The following is a 19926-nucleotide window of genomic DNA, read 5'->3' as shown; positions in this document are numbered from 1 at the left end:
TGTCCGAACCCGCATGTCAGGGGTCCTCGGGTGTGTGGACGAGGGTGCGATGCATGCGCAGGGTGCTCCGGATTCCGGGAGCGATCGGAGTCGACGGGTCGGTGCGGTAGCACCAATCGAGTGCTTCGTATCCCACCCGACACAGCGCGATGTGGCGCGGCCACCGCGGCGTGGCCCAGTCCGGTTCGTCGCTTGCGCTGTCGGTTGCACTCATCTCGGCCTCGAGCAGCGCCCACTGCAGGTCACGCCGTGCGGCGAGCATGTGTGGTGAGCCGATCGGCGAGAGCGGCGTCGTCGAGGAGATGGTCGACGTTGTCGAGGACGTCGGTGTCGGCGCGTGCCCACGTGTGTCGGTGCGCGTGCGGAAGCAGCCACAACAGTGCCGCGACGGCCAACCCGACGCCGAGCAGCGTTTCGAGGAAGCGGTCTCGCACGGGGATGGTGATGTCGGAGTCAGGGTTGCCCATGAGCATGGCGAGAGGAGTGATGAACGAGACCGCGACTCCGTAGTTGCCGACGATCGTCAGCTCGATCAGCACGTTGAGCACCGCGATCACCACGATGAGCCACAGTGTGGTGAGGCCGAGGTGGTGGAGTCCGACGAAGATCACCAGGCCGACGATGGTTCCCGCGAGTCGGTGGGTTGCGCGGATGACGCCCCGGATGCGGTCGGGGCCCAACTGCAGCACCAGGACGGTGCCGAGGATTGCCCAGTCCGGTCGCGAGAGACCGATCGCGAGCGACGCCACGCCCGCGACCAGCGCGGTGAGTGCGACTCGCGCAGTGGTGACGCGTGCATGGCTATAGCGGCGAAGTGCCGTGGACAAGCGGTGTCGCACCGATGGTCGACGCAGCGGCGGCGACAGCGGACCCGGCGGTGCCACGTGGAACTGATGCAACGACGTCCAGAGTCGTTGGGCGAGTGGAGTGTCGGTGGCAGCGGCGTCGTGCAGGACGGTCCACGCGTTGAGCGTCGACATCGCCACACCGTGCCGATGTGCGGGATCGGTGGACTGGTTGTCGGCGAGGTAGGCGTCGATCGTCTCGATCGCGGCGAGCGTCGCCGCAGTCTGTGGCCCTTCCGGACGCCACAGCGCCGGTGCCATTCCGACGATCAGTGAACTCAATCCGCCTGCGCACGTCGCGACGACCAGCGCGGAAACGTCGACGCCGTGTCCGGTCACCACGGACGAGATGCAAGCCGTGAGCACGAAGAAGAACGGACCGGGCGGACCGAGTCGCATGGCGTTGACGGTGAACACCGTCGCCGACGCCCACGCCACGAGAGCGACGACCACCGTCAGCGCGACCGCGGTGTTCGGGTGGGGACCGGCGAAGTGGCCGAGGAGCCCGAACAGTGTGGCCGCGGCAATCAGTACGGCGGCCGCGAGCACGATCGCCCGCCACCGCACTCGGTACGGGCGCTTCTCGCCGTAGAGCACGGCGAAGGCGCCGAGCGCCGCGAGTAGCGAGTCGCGCTCGAATCCGACGGCGAGCAGGACGCACGCGGGCACCGCAAACGCGAGACCCGCTCGGATGGCCGCGGGCCAGCGCCCGCGAACGTCGGGGATCGCGAACAGTGCGCGCCTGACGTGCAGGCGAGGGGGAGGCTGTGGTCTGAACGGTTCAGCTGGTGTTGGCGAGTCAGAGCCGGGCACCGGTCAACCCTACGGCCGGGTCGGTCAGGGGGTGTAGCGCAGCCAGTCGACCTTCATCGTCGCCGGGTTGGGCGTGGCAGAGTTCGTCGGACCAGGCCAGACACCACCGATGGCCAGGTTCAGGATCGGGTACATCGGCTTGTCGAAGACCCACCGCTGGCCGGCGGTGAGGTCGGCACGATTGACGGTGTACACCGACTGCCCGTCGAACAGGAACGTGATCGAGGTGGCCGTCTTGCGGACGCCGTAGGTGTGGAAGTCGGTGGGGTCGATGCCCGTGATGTCGGAGCCGCGCTGGTACTTGCCGTTGGCGCCGTCGGGAAGCGGGATGGCGTCGGGCAGGATGTCGCGCAACGACCCGGCGTCGGCCGAACCGAAGCCGCCGGAACCGGTCGGACCGTGGACGCCGATGTGCACGAAGTTGTAGCTGTTGATGTGTTCGGCGATATCGATCTCGCCGGACTCCGGGAACCCGACTTCCCAGATGTCGGCTCCGAGTAGCCAGAACCCGCTGTGCAGGCCCGCGCCGGTGGGAAGTGAGAGCCGCGCGGAGATGGTGCCGTAGGTGAATTCGCGCTTGTCCTTGGTGTTCAGCCGGGCCGACGTCCACCCGCTACCGGAGTTCTTGGCCTCGATGAGGAGATTTCCGCTTCCGTCGAGGCGTGAGTTCTCTCGACTCGACGTGTAGGTCTGCTTTTCGTCGTTACCCCAGCCCCCGCCTCCGGTTTCGTAATTCCACAGGGCGCTGTTGGGAGCCGATCCGGCCGCACCGTTGAACTCGTCCGAGAATGCCGTGTCTGCCGCATGGGCGGCCGGAGCGGCCGTGGTCACGGCAGCACCGATGCTGCCGACGGTCAGGGCTGTCACGATCGCACGACGCATGAGTTTCACAGGCTAGGCTTACCATAGTTTGCGGCCCGCCACATTGGGGTGTTCTGTCGGATTAGCGACGAAATAGGATACTTTGGCGCCGACTGAAAGTCTCTTTGCCTGAGCATTACTGGGCGTTCGCACTGTGAATTCTCAGGCGGCACTTAGCTTTTGAGCGTTTGCTTCGAGGAGCCGCCGGAAGGTTGGCTGCGACACTCAACCGCGAGTGTGTGCCGAGAAAGGTAGAGACATGTCACGTTTGTTCACCGGAGCGACGGCACGTCGCATCACTGTCGCGTTGGCCGGTGTCGGCGTCGCGAGCGCGATCGCGACGGGCGGAGTGGCGAACGCCGCTCCGGCCCCGCATGAGGCAAAGCCCGCACCCGCGCAGACAACCCCGGTGCCCGGCACCAAGTGCACGTTGGCCGGAGTCGAGAAGGCGTTGGCCAAGGAAGACCCCGCGCTGTGGAAAGAGATCCAGTCTCATCCGCGCGCCAAGGAGCATTTCGAGAACACGATCGTGCTGACCCCTGCTCAGCGCAAGCAGCAGCGTGAAGAGATGCGCAAGAAGCACCCGGAGCGCGCCGAGATCAAGAACTTCCTGCGCGACCATGGCATCGCCAAGAAGGATCGCAGCGCGCACCGGGCCGCGATCAAGAAGGCGCTCGAGACCTGCAGCGGATAGAGGCGCTCAGCTAGCCGCGAACGGCTCGCCCCAGTGGCCGGTGAACGCGACCTCGTCGAGGGATAGCCGTTCGCGCGGCTCGGCGTCGCGCTCGCGGATCTCGCCGGGCAGCGTCGAGGGGTCGGCGAGATGTCCGACGGCGAGCATCGCGAGCGGCTTCTTGTCGGCGGGTATGCCGAAAGCCCTTCTGGCGGAGTCCTTGTCGAATCCGGCGAGTGGATGTCCGTTGAGGCCGAGTGCGCCACACTGCAGGATCATCTGTGCCAACGCCAGCCCGAGGTCGACGCCGCCGTAGAGGTCGGGCTTGGGGTCGGACGGATCGTCGGTGGTGCACAACAGGATAAGTGCACCTGCGGCGGGCGCCCACGTCGTGTTGCCCCGGTTGAGCGTGGCGGTCAGCGCGTCGAACGTCGTATCGCCGCGTAGACCGACCACAAACCTCACCGGCTGCATGCGTCCCCACGTGGGTGCCCACCGTCCGGCGTCGAGGATCTCGGTGACCTCGTCGACCGAGACGGTGGCCTCGGCGTCGTAGCCGCGAGCGCTCCAGCGCTGACTGATCAGTTCATGCACCGCGCCAACGGTACTGGAGCCCAACGGTATGAGGAGCAGCGTGCGTGGGAGCGGGCTCCCGCGACAGGGCTAACTGTCTTGCGCGGCAGGCAGTTCGGGATCCACCGACTGCTCGACGACGCGCGGTGTACGCATCACGACCGCGAGAATTACGCCGAGCACACCGAGCGCGATCACCGACGCGAGCGACGCCGCGTGGATGCCGTCGACGAATGCCTGCTTGGCCGCGGTGGCGAGTTCGGCGCCCGCGGGACCCATCTCGTTGGAGCGGTGCAGAGTCTCGCCGAGGGTGTCGCCGAATGCCCAGCCGTCGCCGTGTTCGCGGAACATCAGCGTTGCGAGCGAACCGAGCAGAGCGAGGCCGAGCGCGGTTCCCAGCTCAAAGCTGGTCTCCGAGATGCCCGACGCCGCACCGGATCTCTCCGCGGGCACCGAGCCGACGACGACGTCGGACACCAGCGAGAACTGGATGCCGTAGCCGATACCGGCGATCGAGGTGAACACGAGGTAGACCCACAGCGGGCTGGACGTCGTGAGCCACAGGAGTCCCAGGTTGCCCGCGGCGGCGAGTGCGACCGACCCGACGAACGCCGTCCGCATGCCGACACGCGCAGCGATGCGCGTCGCACCGATGGAGAACACCGCGACGGCGATCGCCATCGGCAGTCCGGCGAGTGCGGCGTTGAGGACGTCGAAGTCGCGCACCGACTGCAGGTAGACGCCCGTCAGATACGACATACCGCCGAGCGCCATCATGCCGAACAATGCGACCGTCACGGCGGCGCTGAACTGCACGTTGCGGAACAGTTTCAGGTCGAGCAATGGCGCTGTGGTTCGACGCTGGTGCATGAGGAAGAAAACGAACATCACGACACCGAGCACGCCGACCGCTGCGACAGGGAGGGTTGCACCTTCTGACGCCATCGTCTTGATCGAGTAGACGATCGGCAGGATCGCAAGCAGGGAGAGTCCGACGCCGATGAAGTCGAACGGTTCACCGGTGCCTGCGCGGTACTCGGGGATCAGCTTGGGTCCCAGGAGGAACAGCACGGCGAGTACCGGCACGTTGATCAGGAAGACGACGCCCCACCAATAGTGGTGCAGCAGAACGCCTCCGACGACGGGGCCGATGGCCGAACCACCCGCGAACGCGGCGGTCCACACACCGATGGCCCGGCCGCGCGACTTGGCGTCGGGAAACATGTTGGCGATCAGCGACAGGCTCGACGGCATCAGCGTCGCACCACCGATACCCATCAGCGCGCGAGCAGCGACCAGGACGCCCGCGGTGGGAGCGAACGCGGCGATGATCGAGGCGATGCCGAACATCGCGGCACCCAACAGCAGGATGCGTCGACGGCCGACGCGGTCGCCGACGTTGCCCATCGTGATGAGCAGTCCTGCGATGAGGAACCCGTAGATGTCGAGAATCCACAACTGCTGGGCGGCGCTGGGATCGAGGGCGTCGGTGATCGCCGGGATCGCGAGGTAGAGGACGGAGAAGTCCATCGACACCAGCAGCACCGGAAGAGTCAGCACGGCCAGTCCCCACCACGCGCGTCGATCGGCACCCGGATTTTCGCGGGAGCGCTTCTCGGACGGACGGATGCGGACGGACATGACTACTGCTCTCCTTCGATAGGTCTGAATGCGTCGACGGTCTTGTGCCTTCGGGCACCCGCGTACGCCGTACGCATCGACGGTACGGTGATGAGTACGCTGTACGCAAACAATTTATTCCCGAGACGTGAGGAGAGTCGGTGGCCGACGAGCGTGCGCCCAAGCTCACCACCGAGCTGATCGTCGACACCGCCATCAACGTCGCCGACCGGGACGGGCTGCCCGCGCTGTCGATGCGACGCATCGCTGAGGAGCTGGGCGTCGGCGCGATGTCGCTCTACCGGCACATCTCCGACAAGGACGCGCTGCTCGAGGCGATGGCTGAGGAGATCGGTCGTCGATTTCCCTATCCCATCGACGAGGCGGGGCCGTGGTCGTGGCGTGAACGGGTCGCGATCGCCGTCGACATCGATTGGCAGCTCTATCGCCGCCATCCGTGGGTGGTGCTGGCGTACTCGGCGCCGCGCTACAGCTTTGGTGTCGACGCGCTCGAGGGCCTCGATTGGCTTGCGGCGGGCTTCGCCGAACTCGGCGTCGACATCACTACCGCAACCGAAATGGCACTCACGTTGTGGAGCTACGTCAATGGCGTCGCGCTCGCGCAGGTCAGTGAACAGTTGCTCGACGCATCGCCCGGTGAACATCCGAGTGGACTCGCCGACCTCATCGCCGGTCGGGTCACCTCGCGGTTGCCGCATCTGTCCACGTTGTCCGATGCTGCCGACGCCACACGGTTGAACGATCCGCGCGCGCTGCTCGACGCCGGAGTCGACTATCTGTGCGCGGGGTTCGAGGCGAGAGCGGCGTCGTCGAAATCGTAGGTGAGGTCGACGACGCCGCGTCGGATCAAGTGAGTGATGTCTCGACCGGTCGCGGGCGCGCCTCACCCTGGGTGAGTGCCATCAGCACGCCGCCAGCCGTCAGCAGGATCGCAGCGACCAGTACGGTGACGGTCATGCCGTGGGCGAATGTGATTGTCGACGTGGGCATTCCGCGTGTTGCGGCCCCGAAGACGGCGACCATGATCGCCAAACCGACTGTGCCACCTAGCTGTTGTGCGGTGTTGACCAAGCCCGACGCCGCACCGGCATCCTGAGGGTCGACGCCGCGTAACGACGCCGTGGTCAGCGACAGGAAGGCCATACCGCCGCCCGCGCCGACGAGGATGAACGGCCCGAGCAGTGACAGGTACGGAGTATGAGCGTCGAGAGTGCTCAGCCAATACAACCCGGCTGCCGCTGCACCGAATGCGATGAGTAGCAGGGTGCGAGTACTCAAGCGTGGCACCAGAACTCGCGCACTCAACTGTGATGCGCCGAAAGTAGCCGCCGTCATCGGCAGGTATGCCAATCCGGTTTCGAGCGGGCCGTAGTGCAGCACCTCCTGCATGTATTGGGTGAGGAAGAACATCATGCCCATGAAGCCCGCGACCATCACCAATCGACCGGCGAATGCAGCGCTCCGCGGCGTCGAGGCGAAGAGTCGTAGCGGTGTGATCGGTTGGTGTGCGCGGTCTTCGGCGTAGACGAACGCGCCGAGAAGCGCGGCGCCTGCGACGAGGGCGATGACGGTGATCGTGCTGCCCCATCCGTGCTCGGCCGCGTTGACGAGGCCGTACACGATGAGACCGATTCCGGCAGTAGACAATATGGCGCCGGGTAGATCGAAGGAGCCGCGCTCGCGTGTGGTGCGCGGTAGTGACAGTGCACCCGCGACGATTACCACGAGTCCGATCGGCACGTTGACGAAGAAGACCCAGCGCCAGTCGAGCCACTGTACGAGCGCTCCGCCGGAGACGAGGCCAAGCGAGAATCCACCGATCGACACGGCGGTGAACAGCGCCAGTGCGCGCGTGCGCTGCTGGCCGTCGGAGAATCGGGTCATCAGTAGTGCCAGTGCAGCGGGTGCTGCGATCGCGGCACCGACACCTTGCAGGGCGCGGGCAACGAGGAGCATCGTCGAATCGGTTGCGAGACCACCGAATGCCGACGCCGCGACGAACAGTCCGAGGCCGTCGAGGAAGGTGCGGCGTCGACCGAGAATGTCGCCCAGGCGTGCGCCGAGTAGTAGCAGCCCACCGAAGGTGAGCGTGTAGGCGTTGAGCACCCAGGAGAGATTCGACGTCGAAAAGCCAAGGGAGCGTTGGATATCGGGTAGTGCGACGTTGACGATGGTGGCGTCGACCACCACCATCAACTGGCATCCGAGCACGGCGACCAGCACCAGGGCATCGGTGTTGATGCGCGAGCGTAGGCCTGAGCCCGAAGGCGTCGAATCTGCTGTGCGATCAATGGAGGAAAGGGACATGTGGCCGCTCTTTTCGGATGAATGGATCGGCGGAGCAGTGCACTGAATTCGGCGTGAGTCTGATCGGGCTCACCCACGCCGGTGTGGAGTACACTCACTGGAGAAACGGAAGCTTCCTCCGATTAATATACGGAGGGTTCCTCCGCTTTGCAACTGTTTTGTCTGCGGGCGCTGCTCCATCTGTGTGCGCGGCGTCGTCGGTGTCGTTCGGGTCGGAAGGTAGGAGTCGCCGTGGCTGGGGAGTCAGTGGTCGGGGCCGCGAGTGGGAACGATGCGCGGCGCACTCTGTCCCGACGGCCCGCCCGCGCCGATGCCGCACGCAACTACGACAAGCTGATCGCCGCGGCCGCGGACCTCTTCCACGCCGAGGGCGTCGACGTCGCGCTCGACAAGGTCGCCGCCGAGGCCGGCGTGGGCATCGGGACGCTGTACCGGCACTTTCCCAATCGTGCGGCGCTCGTCGAAGCCACATTTCGGAGCTACTCGGACTCGATCATCGCCGACGGTTGGCGCCTGCTGGAGTCAGGGCCCGCCGACGTCGCACTTGCCGGGGTCTTCGAGGCGTACATGTCCACCGCGAGCACCAAGCGCGGCATGAAGGAGGCGATCCTCGCGGCCGTCGGCGACGAGGCTCCGGTCTTCAGCGAGGCCCGCGACCAGTCACGCGAACTGATGGCCGCGACGCTCGAGAAGGGCCAGCGCGAGGGCGTGTTCCGCGAAGACATCGAGCCGTCGGACATCTCACGCCTGGTCGGCGGACTGTCGATGACGTGCGTCGCCGAGGACACACCCGAGACGCGCCGACGCATGGTCGGCCTCGTGCTCGACGGCCTCCGCCCGCGCGGCTGAGCGTCGGCCGGGTGCAGAAAGTAGGGGAAGGATTCTTTCCGCGACTTCCTTCGGTTTCGGCGAGAAGTGTCGCGGGGAAACGTGCAGAACCCGGGGAAGAGTCGAGCGGCCGGGCCGAAACCCGAGGAAGAGCCGCAAGCGCCCGGCCGAAGCCCGAGGAACAACCCCGAGCCCCGACCTCACATCGCGTGCGGGTAGACGGTCAGCATGTGCGCGCCGAACCAGGCGCTGCCGATGACCATCGGGACCACGACGGCCACGCCGACCGACGTCCGCTGCTTGGCCAGCGCGATCGCGAGCGGAAGCAGCAGCACAAAGGCGGGGAGTAGCAGCCGGGGGCGGCTGATCATCAGTCCGCTCGACAGCATGATCGACGCCACGACGAGCGTCCCGTAGACGACCACCGGCCACGGCAGGCGCGCCCAGAATGCGACGACGACCATGATCAACGTCGCGATGATGATCCACGCGGTGGCGACGGAGGCAACCTCGCCGGAGTTCACCAGCGCGTCGTTGACGAAGTTGAAGGTGACGACGCCGCCGTCGATCCGGGTGTCCCAGCCCTCGGTCTGGATACGAAACCAGCCGGTCGGGGAGCCCGTGTGTGCCCAGACGACCGCGAGGTAGCCGAGATATCCGAGTGGACTCAGCACGATCGCCAGCCACAGGTAGGCGCCACTTCCGCGTCGTGATCGCCACGATCGCGCATCCCGATCACGCACCAATGTCAGCGCCGCGGCCACCATCACGACGCCGATGATGACGACGGCCGTCGGGCGCACGGTCCCCGCGAGGCAGGCCGCCACGCCCGCGAGCAGCCAGTTGCGTTCGATCACTCCCACGAGCGCCCACACCGTCAACGCGCAGAACAACGCCTCGGTGTAAGCCATGTTGAGCACGATCGCCATCGGCGTCGCGGCCAGGATCGCGACAAGGTAGAGCCCGACACGTTCAGGATTGACCGACACCCCGCGCGTCAGTGGCGAGCGGTTACCCATCGCACGTACGCAGTCGGCGCCCAGCCGAGCGGCTCCGACGGCGGTCAGGCAACCGAGAACGACGTTGAGCGAGATCGCCGCACCAAACGGCGTGATGAACGGAAGCTTGGCGATCCACCCGACCAGATACGGATACCCCGGAAAAAAGGCGTACGCGGTGTCGGCGGTATGCAGACCGCGGGCGTCGGTGAGCGAGTACGGCACGTCGCCGTAACCGTGCTCGGCAATCGCGAGCATCCACTTGCCATCCCACGCCGACAATGCGTTTCCGACGCTGGTCTCGCGCAACTGCGCGAACCGACCGAGCACAAGCAATCCGACGATCCGGATCGCGATGAACACCCCGATAGCCGTCACCCAGTAGGGCAGCGAGTCGTCTTCGACGGCCGGACGTGAGGTGGCTTCGATCTCCTCCCGCCCGTCGCCGGCTGCGGGCCGCTCAACCCGGCGGACTCGACGCGGATTCGCCCCGGGCCGACCCGCGGCAGGCGCGTCGGCTCGATCAGCGGACGTCGCGCCGGGTGCGACGCTGGTCTTCCGGGAGCGGCGTTGTCGGCTCGCCTTCCCGACCTCGGTCTCGCTGGTCACCTCAGCGATGTTAGGGGACGCGTGTGGTCTGCAGCACGTGGAAGCCGTCCCGCCACCACCACGACGTGGAGCCCGCGGGCATCGTCGGTAAGGTTGTCTCGGCAGTCAAGCGGAAAACCCGACGTCGAGCCCTGCCGGGAGGTTATCTACGTGGCACTCGTGGTGCAGAAATACGGTGGATCATCGGTTGCGACAGCTGAGCGCATCCGTCGGGTCGCCGAGCGCATCGTGGAGACCAAGAAGCAGGGGAACGACGTCGTCGTGGTCGTGTCCGCGATGGGAGACACCACCGACGAACTCCTCGACCTCGCGCAACAGGTCAACCCGGCCCCACCGGCTCGCGAGATGGACATGCTGCTCACCTCGGGCGAGCGCATCTCCAATGCTCTCGTCGCGATGGCGATCAGCTCGCTCGGTGCGCAGGCGCAGTCGTTCACCGGCTCGCAGGCGGGTGTGATCACCACCAGCAGCCACGGCAAGGCCAAGATCATCGACGTCACGCCCGGTCGTGTGCGCAGTGCGCTCGACGAGGGCAAGATCGTGCTGGTCGCAGGTTTCCAGGGCGTCTCGCAGGACACCAAGGACATCACGACGCTCGGCCGCGGCGGATCGGATACGACGGCCGTCGCGTTGGCCGCGGCCCTCGAAGCCGACGTGTGCGAGATCTACACCGACGTCGACGGCGTCTACACCGCCGACCCGCGCATCGTGCCCGACGCCCGACGTCTCGAGACCGTCTCCTTCGAGGAGATGCTCGAGATGGCCGCGTGCGGCGCGAAGGTCCTGATGCTGCGGTGTGTGGAATACGCCCGCCGATACAACGTTCCCGTACACGTGCGCTCGTCGTACTCGACCAAACCCGGCACCCTGGTTGCCGGCTCGATGGAGGACATTCCCGTGGAAGAAGCGATTCTCACCGGTGTCGCACACGATCGCAGCGAGGCCAAGATCACCGTCGTCGGCCTCGACGATCAGCCCGGTTACGCCGCGAAGGTGTTCCGTGCCGTCGCCGACGCCGAGATCAACATCGACATGGTGCTGCAGAACATCTCGAAGGTCGAGACGGGCAAGACCGACATCACCTTCACACTCCCGCGTGAACTCGGGCCGCTCGGCGTCGAGAAGCTCACCAAGCTGCAGGAGGAGATCGGCTTCACCGAGGTCCTCTACGACGACCACATCGGCAAGGTCTCGCTGGTGGGCGCAGGTATGAAGAGCCATCCCGGCGTCACGGCGACGTTCTGCGAGGCGCTGAGCAACGTCGGCATCAACATCGAGTTGATCTCGACGTCGGAGATCCGAATCTCGGTGCTGTGCCGCGACACCGAACTCGACGACGCCGTGCGCGCACTGCACGAGGCCTTCGACCTCGGCGGAGAAGAAGAAGCCGTTGTCTATGCAGGAACGGGGCGCTGAGCCATGGGCGTACGTATCGGAGTTGTCGGAGCCACCGGTCAGGTCGGTGGCGTCATGCGAACCCTGTTGGCGGAGCGCAACTTTCCCGCTGACGAGGTGCGATTCTTCGCCTCACCTCGGTCGGCGGGTAAGAAACTGCCGTGGGGTGACGGTGAGATCGTCGTCGAGGATGCTGCGACCGCAGACCCGACCGGCCTCGACATCGCGCTGTTCTCGGCAGGTGCCACCATGTCGCGCGAGCAGGCACCACGGTTTGCCGCCGCGGGCGTGACCGTGATCGACAACTCGTCGGCGTGGCGCAAGGATCCCGATGTGCCGCTGGTGGTTTCGGAGGTCAACGGCGAGCTGGCGAAGAATCCACCCAAGGGGATCGTCGCCAATCCGAACTGCACCACGATGGCCGCGATGCCGGTTCTCAAGCCGCTGCACGATGCGGCAGGGCTGCAACGACTGATCGTGTCGTCGTATCAGGCGGTGTCGGGCAGTGGGCTCGCAGGCGTCGATGAGCTCGCCACCGAGTCGCGTGCGGCGATCGACGACCTCGAAAAGCTTGTCTACGACGGCTCGGCGATCGACTTCCCCGCGCCGGTCAAGTACGTCGCGCCCATCGCGTTCAATGTGTTGCCGCTTGCCGGAGCGCTGGTCGACGACGGTTCTGGTGAGACCGACGAAGATCAGAAGCTGCGCAACGAATCTCGCAAGATCCTCGGGCTTCCGGAGCTGCTCGTCAGTGGAACCTGTGTGCGGGTGCCGGTATTCACCGGGCACTCGTTGTCGATCAACGCCGAGTTCGCACAGCCGCTGTCTCCCGCCCAGGCCAACGAGATCCTCTCCGGTGCAGCGGGAGTGGAGCTGACCGACGTTCCGACCCCACTCGCTGCGGCCGGCAAGGACAACTCGCTCGTCGGTCGGATTCGACAGGATCCCGGCGTGCCGGACGGTCGAGGACTCGCGCTGTTCGTGTCGGGTGACAACCTGCGAAAGGGTGCAGCTCTCAACACGATTCAGATCGCGGAGCTGCTCGTCGGGTAACAGCCCGGCCACCTAGGTCCCGCACCATCACACCTGATCCGACAACCGCCGATTGGTGAATCACGATGTCAACTCCCACAGACGCTCCGGCGGTTGCCGACAGACTCGGCCACTACTACAAGATCGACGAGCCCTATCTGGTCGGTCGCGAGAAGGTGCGCGAGTATGCGCGCGCGGTCCAGGACCACAACGCCGCACACCGCGACGAAGAGGCTGCTCATGCACTCGGCTACTCGGGACTTGTTGCGCCACTGACGTTCACGGCCATCCCCGCGATGGGCGCCAACCGGGCTCTGTTCGAGTCGGTCGTGGTCGGTTACGAGACCTACGTGCAGACCGAGCAGGTCTTCGAGCAACATCGACCGATCGTCGCGGGTGACGAACTGACGACCGACGTCGAGCTGTCGTCGATTCGACGCATCGCCGGTCGCGACCTGATCACCGTCACCAACACGTTCACCGACGCCGCGGGCGAGGTGGTGCACACCATGCACACCACGGTCGTCGGCGTGACGTCCGACGATGTCGACCCGGGCATCAACGACGCGGTCCGCAGCATCATGGTGCACGACGTGAACGTCCTGTCGTCCGACGATTCGGACGCCGCGTACGTGAAGACGGTGCGACCCGAAGGCGCGCAGGTCATTTCGAGTGCGGGCGCCCAGCGGGCTCCGGGCAGCCTCGACTTCGACTCGCTGACGGTCGGCGACGCGCTTCCGGTGCGGCACGCCCGCCTCTCGCGCGGAGACCTGGTCAACTATGCGGGCGTCTCCGGAGACGGTAATCCGATCCACTGGGACGAGTCGATCGCCAAGCTGGCCGGTCTTCCCGACGTGATCGCTCACGGAATGCTGACGATGGGGCTCGGCGCGGGCTTCGTGTCGGCGTGGTCGGGCGATCCGGGCGCCGTGACGCGGTACGCGGTACGCCTGTCGCAGGTGGCGGTCGTGTCTGCTGCTGAGGGCGGCGACATCGAGTTCAGCGGCAAGATCAAGTCGCTCGATCCCGAGACACGCAGCGGCGTCGTCATCATCGTGGCGAAGTCGGCTGGTCGCAAGATTTTTGGCCTCGCAACAATGAATGTGCGCTTTGCGTAGTTTCCCGTAACACGCCTGCGCCCTGGATCACACCCGTGACTTACTGTGCGGTAGGTTACGTCCATGACACGAATTCGGGGATTCATCTCAGGTAGGCGGATCGGTCGTGTGACACGACGGTCCACGGTTGCGCTCACGACGGGTGCGTTGGCTCTTGGTGCTGCGACGGCGGCAGTCGGACCGGCGAACGCCGCCGACTTCTACACCCCGCCGTCGCAGTTCTCGGCGACTCCGGGGTCGATCATCCGCAGCGAGCCCAGTCCGCTGCTGCTGCAGATTCCCGGCATCAAGAACCAGTGGCCGGGCACGGCGACGCGGATCATGTACACCTCTCGCTACCAGGATGGAACGCCCGCGGCGGTCACCGGGACCGTCGTCGAACCCACTGCGCCGTGGCGAGGCAAGGGTCCGCGACCAACCGTCGTGCTCGGCCCGGGAACCATCGGTCAGGGTGATCAGTGCGCTGGCTCGAAACTGATGAGCCTTCCCGTCGCGATCGACCCGAGCAAGCCGAGCCTCGCGCTGAACTACACGGCTCTCGAACTGAATCTCTTGCTGATCAACGGCGTGCGCGTGGCCATCACTGACTACATCGGCATGGGCACCCCGGGAATTCACACCTACGTGAACAGGGTCGAGTCCGGCCAGGCGATGCTCGACGCGGCGCGTGCGGCGCTGAAGGTCGAGAAGGCGCCCGCCAACGCGCCGGTCGGCTTCTCCGGTTACTCGCAGGGTGGTGGGGCGTCGGCATCGGCGGCCGAACTGGCCTCGAGCTACGCTCCTGACCTGAACGTCAAGGCATCGTATGCGGGTGCACCGCCCGCGGACCTGTCGAAGGTGATCGACCAGATCGACGGTACGTTCATCGTCGGCGGAATCGGTTATGCCATCAATGGTCTCGAGGCCCGCTATCCCGAACTCAAGACCGTCGTCGACAAGGAGACGACACCCCGCGGACGTCAGGTGCTCAAGCAACTATCGACGCAGTGCATCGCCGATACCGGGCTGAGTTTCGGATTCCAGCGCACGAGTTCGTGGACACGCGACGGAAAGTCGTTGTCTTCGGTCATCAATCGCTACCCGAACGTCAAGAAGATCGTCGACGAGCAGCGGATCGGCAGGCTCAAGCCGAACGCGCCGGTCCTGCTCGAAGGTGGCCTCAGCGACGACGTCATTCCGTACGGCCAGGTGGCCACGCTCGACCGTGACTGGCGTGCTCAGGGAGCCGACGTTCGCATGATCACCAACACGATCCCGCCGATCTTCCCGGGTCTCGTGGTCAACCACGCGCTGCCGATGGTGTTCACGCTGCTGCCCGCCACCAACTTCTTGCTCTCGCACTTCGACGGCTGAGTTATCGAACGAAATCAATTCCACAGGAATGAACTACGGCCCCCGCAGTCATGCGGGGGCCGTAGTTGTCTGTGCGGCAGGTTGATTCATGAAGCGGACGGCGCAGGTAGCTCCGAGTCGCTCCGGACGCGCTCCGTGGGGGCAGAGGCCCGAGGGCGTCGGACGCCGACGAACGAACCGATCGTGAGCAACGCCGAGGCCACGTAGGCGGCGGTCGCATACGGAAGCGGCCCGATCCGTCCGCCATTGGGTGCCACGCCGTCGACGGCCGCGAAGTAGTCGGGCAGCGCACTGATCCACAGCACTGCCGCGACGACCAGGTACACCACGCAGCAGACCACCGGGAACCACTCCCGCGCAAGCGGTTCGGAGAGGAACGACGGATCACTGCGGCGTGCTCGGTAGGCGCCCCAGAACGCCGCGACGGTGACGACAGCCAGGATCGCCACGTAGGTCCACGCCGAGACGGCTCGACCGACCAGTAGCGAACCGCCCAGCAGATCGAGGATGGTGGGGGGAATTGATCCGACGAAGAGGACGGGCCAGACGAGCACACTCGTCAGTGCGACGTCGCGGACGATGTACCAACCGCCCCGGTGCGGGACCGTGCACAACCAGCGCGTCACCAGGGCGATGCCGAACGGCAGCATGACGCTGAACGCGCTCATGTTCAGCAACGGAATGCCACTGAACGACGGGTGCGCCGTGGAGACTTCTTGGTTCCACACCCACCACTTCATCTGTGGCCCAAGGCCGTCGACAACCTGGTACAGGCAGTGGAATACGAAAGCCACGCAGGCTGCGGATACGAAGATGTTGTAGCGCTTGAAGATTCCGGTCCGCTGGACGAGCGTATACGCCACGTACAGGTAGACCGGGTACATCGCGATGATGTAGAGCGGTAAGCGGTCGTAGAGGAACTGCACCGTAAACATGTTGTGCGCGAAGGTCAGTCCGAGTTCGTCCTCGATACCGAACCACTGCGGAAAGTAGGCGATAGGCTCGACGAGGAGCAATGCGAGAATCCCGCTGCACCACACCACCAGATTCGACGCGTCGCGCGTGGTGCGATACCAGCGGATGGCGTGGACCAGACACGCGACGAGTCCGACGACGAGCGTCGCCTCGATGACGGGAAGGGTCCAGTTCGCAAGGTTCGCCGGATTGGTGAACGTGACGAACGCATTGCCGTCGCATCGGACTCCGGTCAGCGTCTCCGACAGTCGGAGGTACTCGGCTGTACAGGTCTGCATTGGTGCACCTCAGGCTCGTGAAGGGGCGTGGCCGACATGCTCGATCATACAAACAAGTCTTCTGTGTATGACCGGATTCGAAATACCCGCGTGCGACGATTGACCGATGAGAACCCGAGGTTGGGGCGGCGACCTGCCGCGCACCGAAGACGAAGCACGCGAACGCATCGTGGCGGCCGCGATGCGGTGCATCGATCGTTCGGGTCCTGGCAAGGCAACTCTCGCCGATGTCGCCGCCGAACTCCAGGTCACCAGGCAGACGGTCTATCGCGTGTTCCCGACGACCGCCGAACTACTGACCGCAGTTGGTGAAGCAGGTGCCACGCAGTTCCTCGACCGCCTCACCGATCACGTCGCCGGCATCACCGATCCGCGCGATGCCCTTGCAGAGGCCATCGTCTACACATTGGGGCGACTGCCCGACGAACCGTACATCGGACTTCTCGTTCAGGTGGGGGAGAACGAACTCTTCAGCCGTGGCGCAACATCCTCTCGCGCAATGGAGTTCGGCGCGTCGGTGTTGCGACGATTCCCGATCGACTGGGCCGAGGTGGGAATCGACGACGAGAGACTCGAGGGACTCGCCGAGTTCATGCTGCGCGTGCTGATGTCGTTTCTGCAGTACCCCTCGGACCCACCGCGTACGCCGGAGCAGTTGCGTGTCTATCTTCGACGCTGGCTCGGGCCTGCACTCGATATCGCGGGCACAGCCGATACGTGATGTCACACGGCGAATCGTCCGGCGAATGCCCTCAGTGGGAGATCGTTGCTCGTGATGATGCCGGGCCTCGCCTCGACCACTGAGCGGATCGAGTTGAGCGCCGGCAGACCGGTCACGGTCATGCCGATGGAGGCGAAGTTCTCGGGCTTCGACAAATCCATTCCCGGCTTGGGGAAGATCATGTGCTTGCTGTAGATACTCGGATCGCCGGTGATCTGAGTGATGTAGCAGGCCTTGATATCCCACGCGGGATCGGTGTGCGGTGTCATCTGCCACTCGAGGTGGGTCTCGATCCGCGGGACACCGTCGACCATGCCCTGGTATTTGATGTAGTTGGCGCCCAATGATCCCTTGGGTAGGAAGTACCAGCCGAGATCGACGTCTTTGGTGCACGCGCCGAGTTCGTAGGAGTACTTCACCTCGTCGAGCTCGAGCCCGAATGCGTCGGCCATGAGGTAGACGGAGTCGGCAAAGACTGCGGTGTACTTGTGCAGTGACTCCGGAATCGTCGGATCATCAACCGGCAGACCGTATCCGACGGCCTTCCAGGTGTCGACGGAGTGATGGCACGAGACGTCGACCGATTCGGTGACGGTGACGTTCTCGATCGCGGCGACGTCGGCGCTGTGGACGATGCCGAGGATCTGACACAGTCCTGGGTTCATACCCGTGCCATAGAACGTCGACCCTCCGCGTTGACAGGCAGCCTCGATGACCTCGCTGACCTTGCGCCCGGAAGGGTGCTGCCAGTTGGTGTCCCGGTGATATCCGGTGATCCAGTCGGCAGTGGTCACGACGTTGATGCCTGCCTCGAGCACCTTCTCGTAGAGGTCCTCGTCCGGGAAGACACCGTGGAATGTCACGACGTCCGGCCGTGCTGCGATGATCTCCTCGACGGACCCGGTGGCCGTGATGCCGATCGCGTCGATGCCAACGATCTCGCCGACGTCGCGTCCGATCTTGTCGGCCGTGTAGCAGTGCAGACCGACGAGTTCGAGGTCTGGGTGGGAGGTGATTCGTCCGATCATCTCGGTGCCGAGATTGCCTGTGGCAACCTGGAATACGCGAATCGTGCGGGAACTGTTCATGGGCTGGACCTTTCGTGTGGACATGGTTCGCGACGCTGGTGCGCTCAGGCTGTTGCGGCGGTGGCCGACGGGTGCAGCGGCACTATTGCACCGCTTTCGGGACGTGTCGGGTCTCGCCCGTAGGCCGAGTCGCCCTCGGGATAGAACTGCACCGCCCAGTTGCGTAATGCGGTGAAGCCCTTGAACTCTCGCTGCGAGAGCGCAGGCGGATCCGAATAGCGCTGGTGCGACCAGATTTCGACGTCCCTGTCGAACTGGTCGATGACCAGGTCGCTCATCACCTTGCCGTACTTGGTCAGCTCGGTGGCGTCTTCTTCGCCCGGCTTCTTGCCGATCCAGACGGTGAACCGTACGTCGCACGTCGATCCGTCGACCGGGGTGACCGCAGGCATCGTGCGGTTCTCGACCATCCCCCACGACTTGGTCACGGAGCACCCGAGTCCAGCGTTCACGGAATAGACGCCGCTGGAGGCGGATTCGAGGGTGGCTCCCTGTTCGAACGCGATGGTGAAATCGACGTAGGAGACCGGTCCGTGGAAATCGTGCCGGGTGAACTCCGGCATGAACGGCGTCTCGTGGACGAACTTGAAATGGGCGAAGTCGACGCCGTTCTCCATGATGTACTGCGGATGGAGCTCGAGCCGCTCGTGGAACAGTGTCCCGCCGGGGATGGGTGCGTAGTAGTTGTCGGCGTCCGATGCGTCGTCGCCGAATGCGGTGAACACGTCCGGCACCTCGAAATACGGTGGGCGAGAGGCGGTGTCGAACCAGATCCACACGGCATGGTTGCGCTCGACGGCAGGGTAGCTGCGAATTCGCCTGCCTCTGTTCGGTCTCTTCTCGTACGGGATGCAGACGTTGCGACCCTGCTCGTTCCACTGCCACCCATGGAATGGGCAGACGAGGTTCTCGCCCTCGACGCGACCGCCGTACCCGAGATGTGCGCCGAGGTGCTCGCAATAGGCGTCGAACACCGAGATCTTTCCCGACGCCGAGCGCCAGGCGACCATGTCGCGGGAGAAGTAGGTCATGCGGTGGACGGCGCCGACGGCGATCTCGTGCGACCAGGCGACCTGGTACCAGCCAGTCGGTTCCATCGACAGCGGGGTCTGTGCCATAGGAAGAACCGTAGAACCCTCTGTGAAAGAGTGCAAGAGGGTTCTGTGAAAGTCCGCGCGAATGGCTAGACTCTGTCGTCATGAGTGAGGCGACGACCACCCCCCGGCGCGCGAACAAACGTGGTCAGGCCACGCGGGACAGCATGATCCGTGCAGCAATCGCCGCGCTGGCGACGGGCGATCCGACAGCGGTCTCCGGTAACCGGATCGCGCGGGAGATCGGTGCGACGTGGGGTGTGGTCAAGTACCAGTTCGGCGACATCGACGGTCTGTGGGCCGCGGTGCTCCGTCACACCGCGGACCAGCGCGGCGACCTCCCGGCCAACGTCAAACCCGACGGGACTCTGCGAGAGAGGGTGTCCGCGTTGATCGACGCGATGTTCTACGGACTCACGACGCCGGAGGCGCGGGCCATCGAGACCCTGCGGGGGGCACTACCGCGCGAGCATGCCGAGCTGGAACGCGAATATCCGCTCACCGCAGCAGAATTGGCGTCGTGGAAGCCGAACTGGGACGCGGCGTTCGAGCGTGCATTTGCCGACCTCGACCTCGATCCAGGGAAGGTCCGCCAGATGGCCGCGCTGATCCCGGGGGCGATGCGCGGACTTATCTCCGAGCACACGTTGGGCACCTACGGCAACCTTGATGACGCCCGTGCGGGAATGTCGGGCGCTATCGTCGCCTATCTGTCAGAGTGACG

19 protein-coding genes are annotated in these 19926 nt (G+C 65.1%); 9 read left to right on the top strand and 10 right to left on the bottom strand.

Annotated elements, in window-relative coordinates:
• Nucleotides 1-16 precede the first annotated feature (16 nt).
• The 3 genes from ACRVY7_RS05920 to ACRVY7_RS05910 are packed head-to-tail and all read right to left on the bottom strand — an operon-like array spanning nt 17 to nt 2540.
• The gene (locus ACRVY7_RS05920; RefSeq protein WP_431816339.1) at nt 17-262 is read right to left on the bottom strand and encodes a hypothetical protein; all 246 of its coding nucleotides are present in this window, start codon (nt 260-262) and stop codon (nt 17-19) included.
• Nucleotides 243-1658, bottom strand: coding sequence for an FUSC family protein (locus ACRVY7_RS05915; protein WP_431816338.1), 1416 nt, complete (start codon nt 1656-1658; stop codon nt 243-245). Before ACRVY7_RS05915 ends, ACRVY7_RS05920 begins: the two co-directional genes overlap by 20 nt.
• A 24-nt stretch (nt 1659-1682) precedes the next feature.
• Complete coding sequence (locus ACRVY7_RS05910) at nt 1683-2540, bottom strand: glycoside hydrolase family 16 protein (protein WP_431816337.1); 858 nt, start codon at nt 2538-2540, stop codon at nt 1683-1685.
• Between the two features lie 238 nt (nt 2541-2778).
• On the opposite strand from ACRVY7_RS05910, the gene ACRVY7_RS05905 reads away from it, so the two are divergent.
• Nucleotides 2779-3213 carry a hypothetical protein gene (locus tag ACRVY7_RS05905; RefSeq protein ID WP_049700530.1) on the top strand — a complete coding sequence of 145 codons (435 nt, stop codon included), beginning with the start codon at nt 2779-2781 and terminating at the stop codon, nt 3211-3213.
• Nucleotides 3214-3219: 6 nt separating this feature from the next.
• Here the strand turns inward: ACRVY7_RS05905 and ACRVY7_RS05900 are convergent, their stop codons facing one another.
• Nucleotides 3220-3786, bottom strand: coding sequence for a nitroreductase family protein (locus ACRVY7_RS05900; protein WP_431816336.1), 567 nt, complete (start codon nt 3784-3786; stop codon nt 3220-3222).
• A gap of 69 nt (nt 3787-3855) precedes the next feature.
• On the bottom strand, nt 3856-5406 hold the full coding sequence (locus ACRVY7_RS05895; protein ID WP_431816335.1) for an MFS transporter: 1551 nt from the start codon (nt 5404-5406) through the stop codon (nt 3856-3858).
• Between the two features lie 140 nt (nt 5407-5546).
• Between ACRVY7_RS05895 and ACRVY7_RS05890 the strand changes: the two genes are divergently transcribed.
• Nucleotides 5547-6227, top strand: coding sequence for a TetR/AcrR family transcriptional regulator (locus ACRVY7_RS05890; protein ID WP_431816334.1), 681 nt, complete (start codon nt 5547-5549; stop codon nt 6225-6227).
• Nucleotides 6228-6252: 25 nt separating this feature from the next.
• Here the strand turns inward: ACRVY7_RS05890 and ACRVY7_RS05885 are convergent, their stop codons facing one another.
• Nucleotides 6253-7713, bottom strand: coding sequence for an MFS transporter (locus ACRVY7_RS05885; RefSeq protein WP_431816333.1), 1461 nt, complete (start codon nt 7711-7713; stop codon nt 6253-6255).
• 231 nt (nt 7714-7944) lie between these two features.
• Here ACRVY7_RS05885 and ACRVY7_RS05880 point away from each other — a divergent pair, with 231 nt between their 5' ends.
• Complete coding sequence (locus ACRVY7_RS05880; RefSeq protein ID WP_431816332.1) at nt 7945-8562, top strand: TetR/AcrR family transcriptional regulator; 618 nt, start codon at nt 7945-7947, stop codon at nt 8560-8562.
• A gap of 179 nt (nt 8563-8741) precedes the next feature.
• Here the strand turns inward: ACRVY7_RS05880 and ACRVY7_RS05875 are convergent, their stop codons facing one another.
• On the bottom strand, nt 8742-10148 hold the full coding sequence (locus tag ACRVY7_RS05875) for a hypothetical protein (protein WP_431816331.1): 1407 nt from the start codon (nt 10146-10148) through the stop codon (nt 8742-8744).
• Nucleotides 10149-10298: 150 nt separating this feature from the next.
• On the opposite strand from ACRVY7_RS05875, the gene ACRVY7_RS05870 reads away from it, so the two are divergent.
• The 4 genes from ACRVY7_RS05870 (at nt 10299) to ACRVY7_RS05855 (ending at nt 15046) form a co-directional block, all read left to right on the top strand.
• Nucleotides 10299-11564, top strand: coding sequence for an aspartate kinase (locus tag ACRVY7_RS05870; RefSeq protein WP_005209522.1), 1266 nt, complete (start codon nt 10299-10301; stop codon nt 11562-11564).
• A 3-nt stretch (nt 11565-11567) separates the two neighbouring features.
• Complete coding sequence (locus ACRVY7_RS05865) at nt 11568-12596, top strand: aspartate-semialdehyde dehydrogenase (RefSeq protein WP_049700535.1); 1029 nt, start codon at nt 11568-11570, stop codon at nt 12594-12596.
• 65 nt (nt 12597-12661) lie between these two features.
• Nucleotides 12662-13693 carry a fused (3R)-hydroxyacyl-ACP dehydratase subunits HadA/HadB gene (locus ACRVY7_RS05860; RefSeq protein WP_049700536.1) on the top strand — a complete coding sequence of 344 codons (1032 nt, stop codon included), beginning with the start codon at nt 12662-12664 and terminating at the stop codon, nt 13691-13693.
• 63 nt (nt 13694-13756) lie between these two features.
• Complete coding sequence (locus ACRVY7_RS05855; protein ID WP_431816330.1) at nt 13757-15046, top strand: lipase family protein; 1290 nt, start codon at nt 13757-13759, stop codon at nt 15044-15046.
• 86 nt (nt 15047-15132) lie between these two features.
• Here the strand turns inward: ACRVY7_RS05855 and ACRVY7_RS05850 are convergent, their stop codons facing one another.
• Nucleotides 15133-16299 carry a hypothetical protein gene (locus ACRVY7_RS05850; protein WP_431816329.1) on the bottom strand — a complete coding sequence of 389 codons (1167 nt, stop codon included), beginning with the start codon at nt 16297-16299 and terminating at the stop codon, nt 15133-15135.
• Between the two features lie 106 nt (nt 16300-16405).
• Here ACRVY7_RS05850 and ACRVY7_RS05845 point away from each other — a divergent pair, with 106 nt between their 5' ends.
• Entirely contained in the window at nt 16406-17020 is a 615-nt protein-coding gene (locus tag ACRVY7_RS05845; protein WP_431816328.1) for a TetR/AcrR family transcriptional regulator, read from the top strand.
• Nucleotides 17021-17022: 2 nt separating this feature from the next.
• Here the strand turns inward: ACRVY7_RS05845 and ACRVY7_RS05840 are convergent, their stop codons facing one another.
• Nucleotides 17023-18108 (bottom strand): NAD(P)H-dependent amine dehydrogenase family protein, encoded by a 1086-nt coding sequence (locus ACRVY7_RS05840; RefSeq protein WP_431816327.1) that lies wholly within the window; start codon nt 18106-18108, stop codon nt 17023-17025.
• 44 nt (nt 18109-18152) lie between these two features.
• Nucleotides 18153-19226, bottom strand: coding sequence for a Rieske 2Fe-2S domain-containing protein (locus ACRVY7_RS05835; RefSeq protein ID WP_431816326.1), 1074 nt, complete (start codon nt 19224-19226; stop codon nt 18153-18155).
• A gap of 80 nt (nt 19227-19306) precedes the next feature.
• Between ACRVY7_RS05835 and ACRVY7_RS05830 the strand changes: the two genes are divergently transcribed.
• On the top strand, nt 19307-19924 hold the full coding sequence (locus ACRVY7_RS05830; RefSeq protein ID WP_431816325.1) for a TetR/AcrR family transcriptional regulator: 618 nt from the start codon (nt 19307-19309) through the stop codon (nt 19922-19924).
• Nucleotides 19925-19926: the final 2 nt, after the last annotated feature.

The organism is Gordonia jacobaea, from assembly GCF_965344965.1.
In the GTDB taxonomy this organism is placed as follows: Bacteria; Actinomycetota; Actinomycetes; order Mycobacteriales; family Mycobacteriaceae; genus Gordonia; species Gordonia jacobaea.
This window is presented reverse-complemented; position numbering and strand designations above follow the sequence as displayed.

Coding starts and splice junctions, on each gene's coding strand:
- ACRVY7_RS05830 (WP_431816325.1), top strand. CDS start 19,307: ATGAGTGAGGCGACGACCACCCCCCGGCGCGCGAACAAACGTGGTCAG.
- ACRVY7_RS05840 (WP_431816327.1), bottom strand. CDS start 18,108: ATGAACAGTTCCCGCACGATTCGCGTATTCCAGGTTGCCACAGGCAAT.
- ACRVY7_RS05835 (WP_431816326.1), bottom strand. CDS start 19,226: ATGGCACAGACCCCGCTGTCGATGGAACCGACTGGCTGGTACCAGGTC.
- ACRVY7_RS05850 (WP_431816329.1), bottom strand. CDS start 16,299: ATGCAGACCTGTACAGCCGAGTACCTCCGACTGTCGGAGACGCTGACC.
- ACRVY7_RS05860 (WP_049700536.1), top strand. CDS start 12,662: ATGTCAACTCCCACAGACGCTCCGGCGGTTGCCGACAGACTCGGCCAC.
- ACRVY7_RS05865 (WP_049700535.1), top strand. CDS start 11,568: ATGGGCGTACGTATCGGAGTTGTCGGAGCCACCGGTCAGGTCGGTGGC.
- ACRVY7_RS05910 (WP_431816337.1), bottom strand. CDS start 2,540: ATGCGTCGTGCGATCGTGACAGCCCTGACCGTCGGCAGCATCGGTGCT.
- ACRVY7_RS05855 (WP_431816330.1), top strand. CDS start 13,757: ATGACACGAATTCGGGGATTCATCTCAGGTAGGCGGATCGGTCGTGTG.
- ACRVY7_RS05885 (WP_431816333.1), bottom strand. CDS start 7,713: ATGTCCCTTTCCTCCATTGATCGCACAGCAGATTCGACGCCTTCGGGC.
- ACRVY7_RS05920 (WP_431816339.1), bottom strand. CDS start 262: ATGCTCGCCGCACGGCGTGACCTGCAGTGGGCGCTGCTCGAGGCCGAG.
- ACRVY7_RS05905 (WP_049700530.1), top strand. CDS start 2,779: ATGTCACGTTTGTTCACCGGAGCGACGGCACGTCGCATCACTGTCGCG.
- ACRVY7_RS05895 (WP_431816335.1), bottom strand. CDS start 5,406: ATGTCCGTCCGCATCCGTCCGTCCGAGAAGCGCTCCCGCGAAAATCCG.
- ACRVY7_RS05845 (WP_431816328.1), top strand. CDS start 16,406: ATGAGAACCCGAGGTTGGGGCGGCGACCTGCCGCGCACCGAAGACGAA.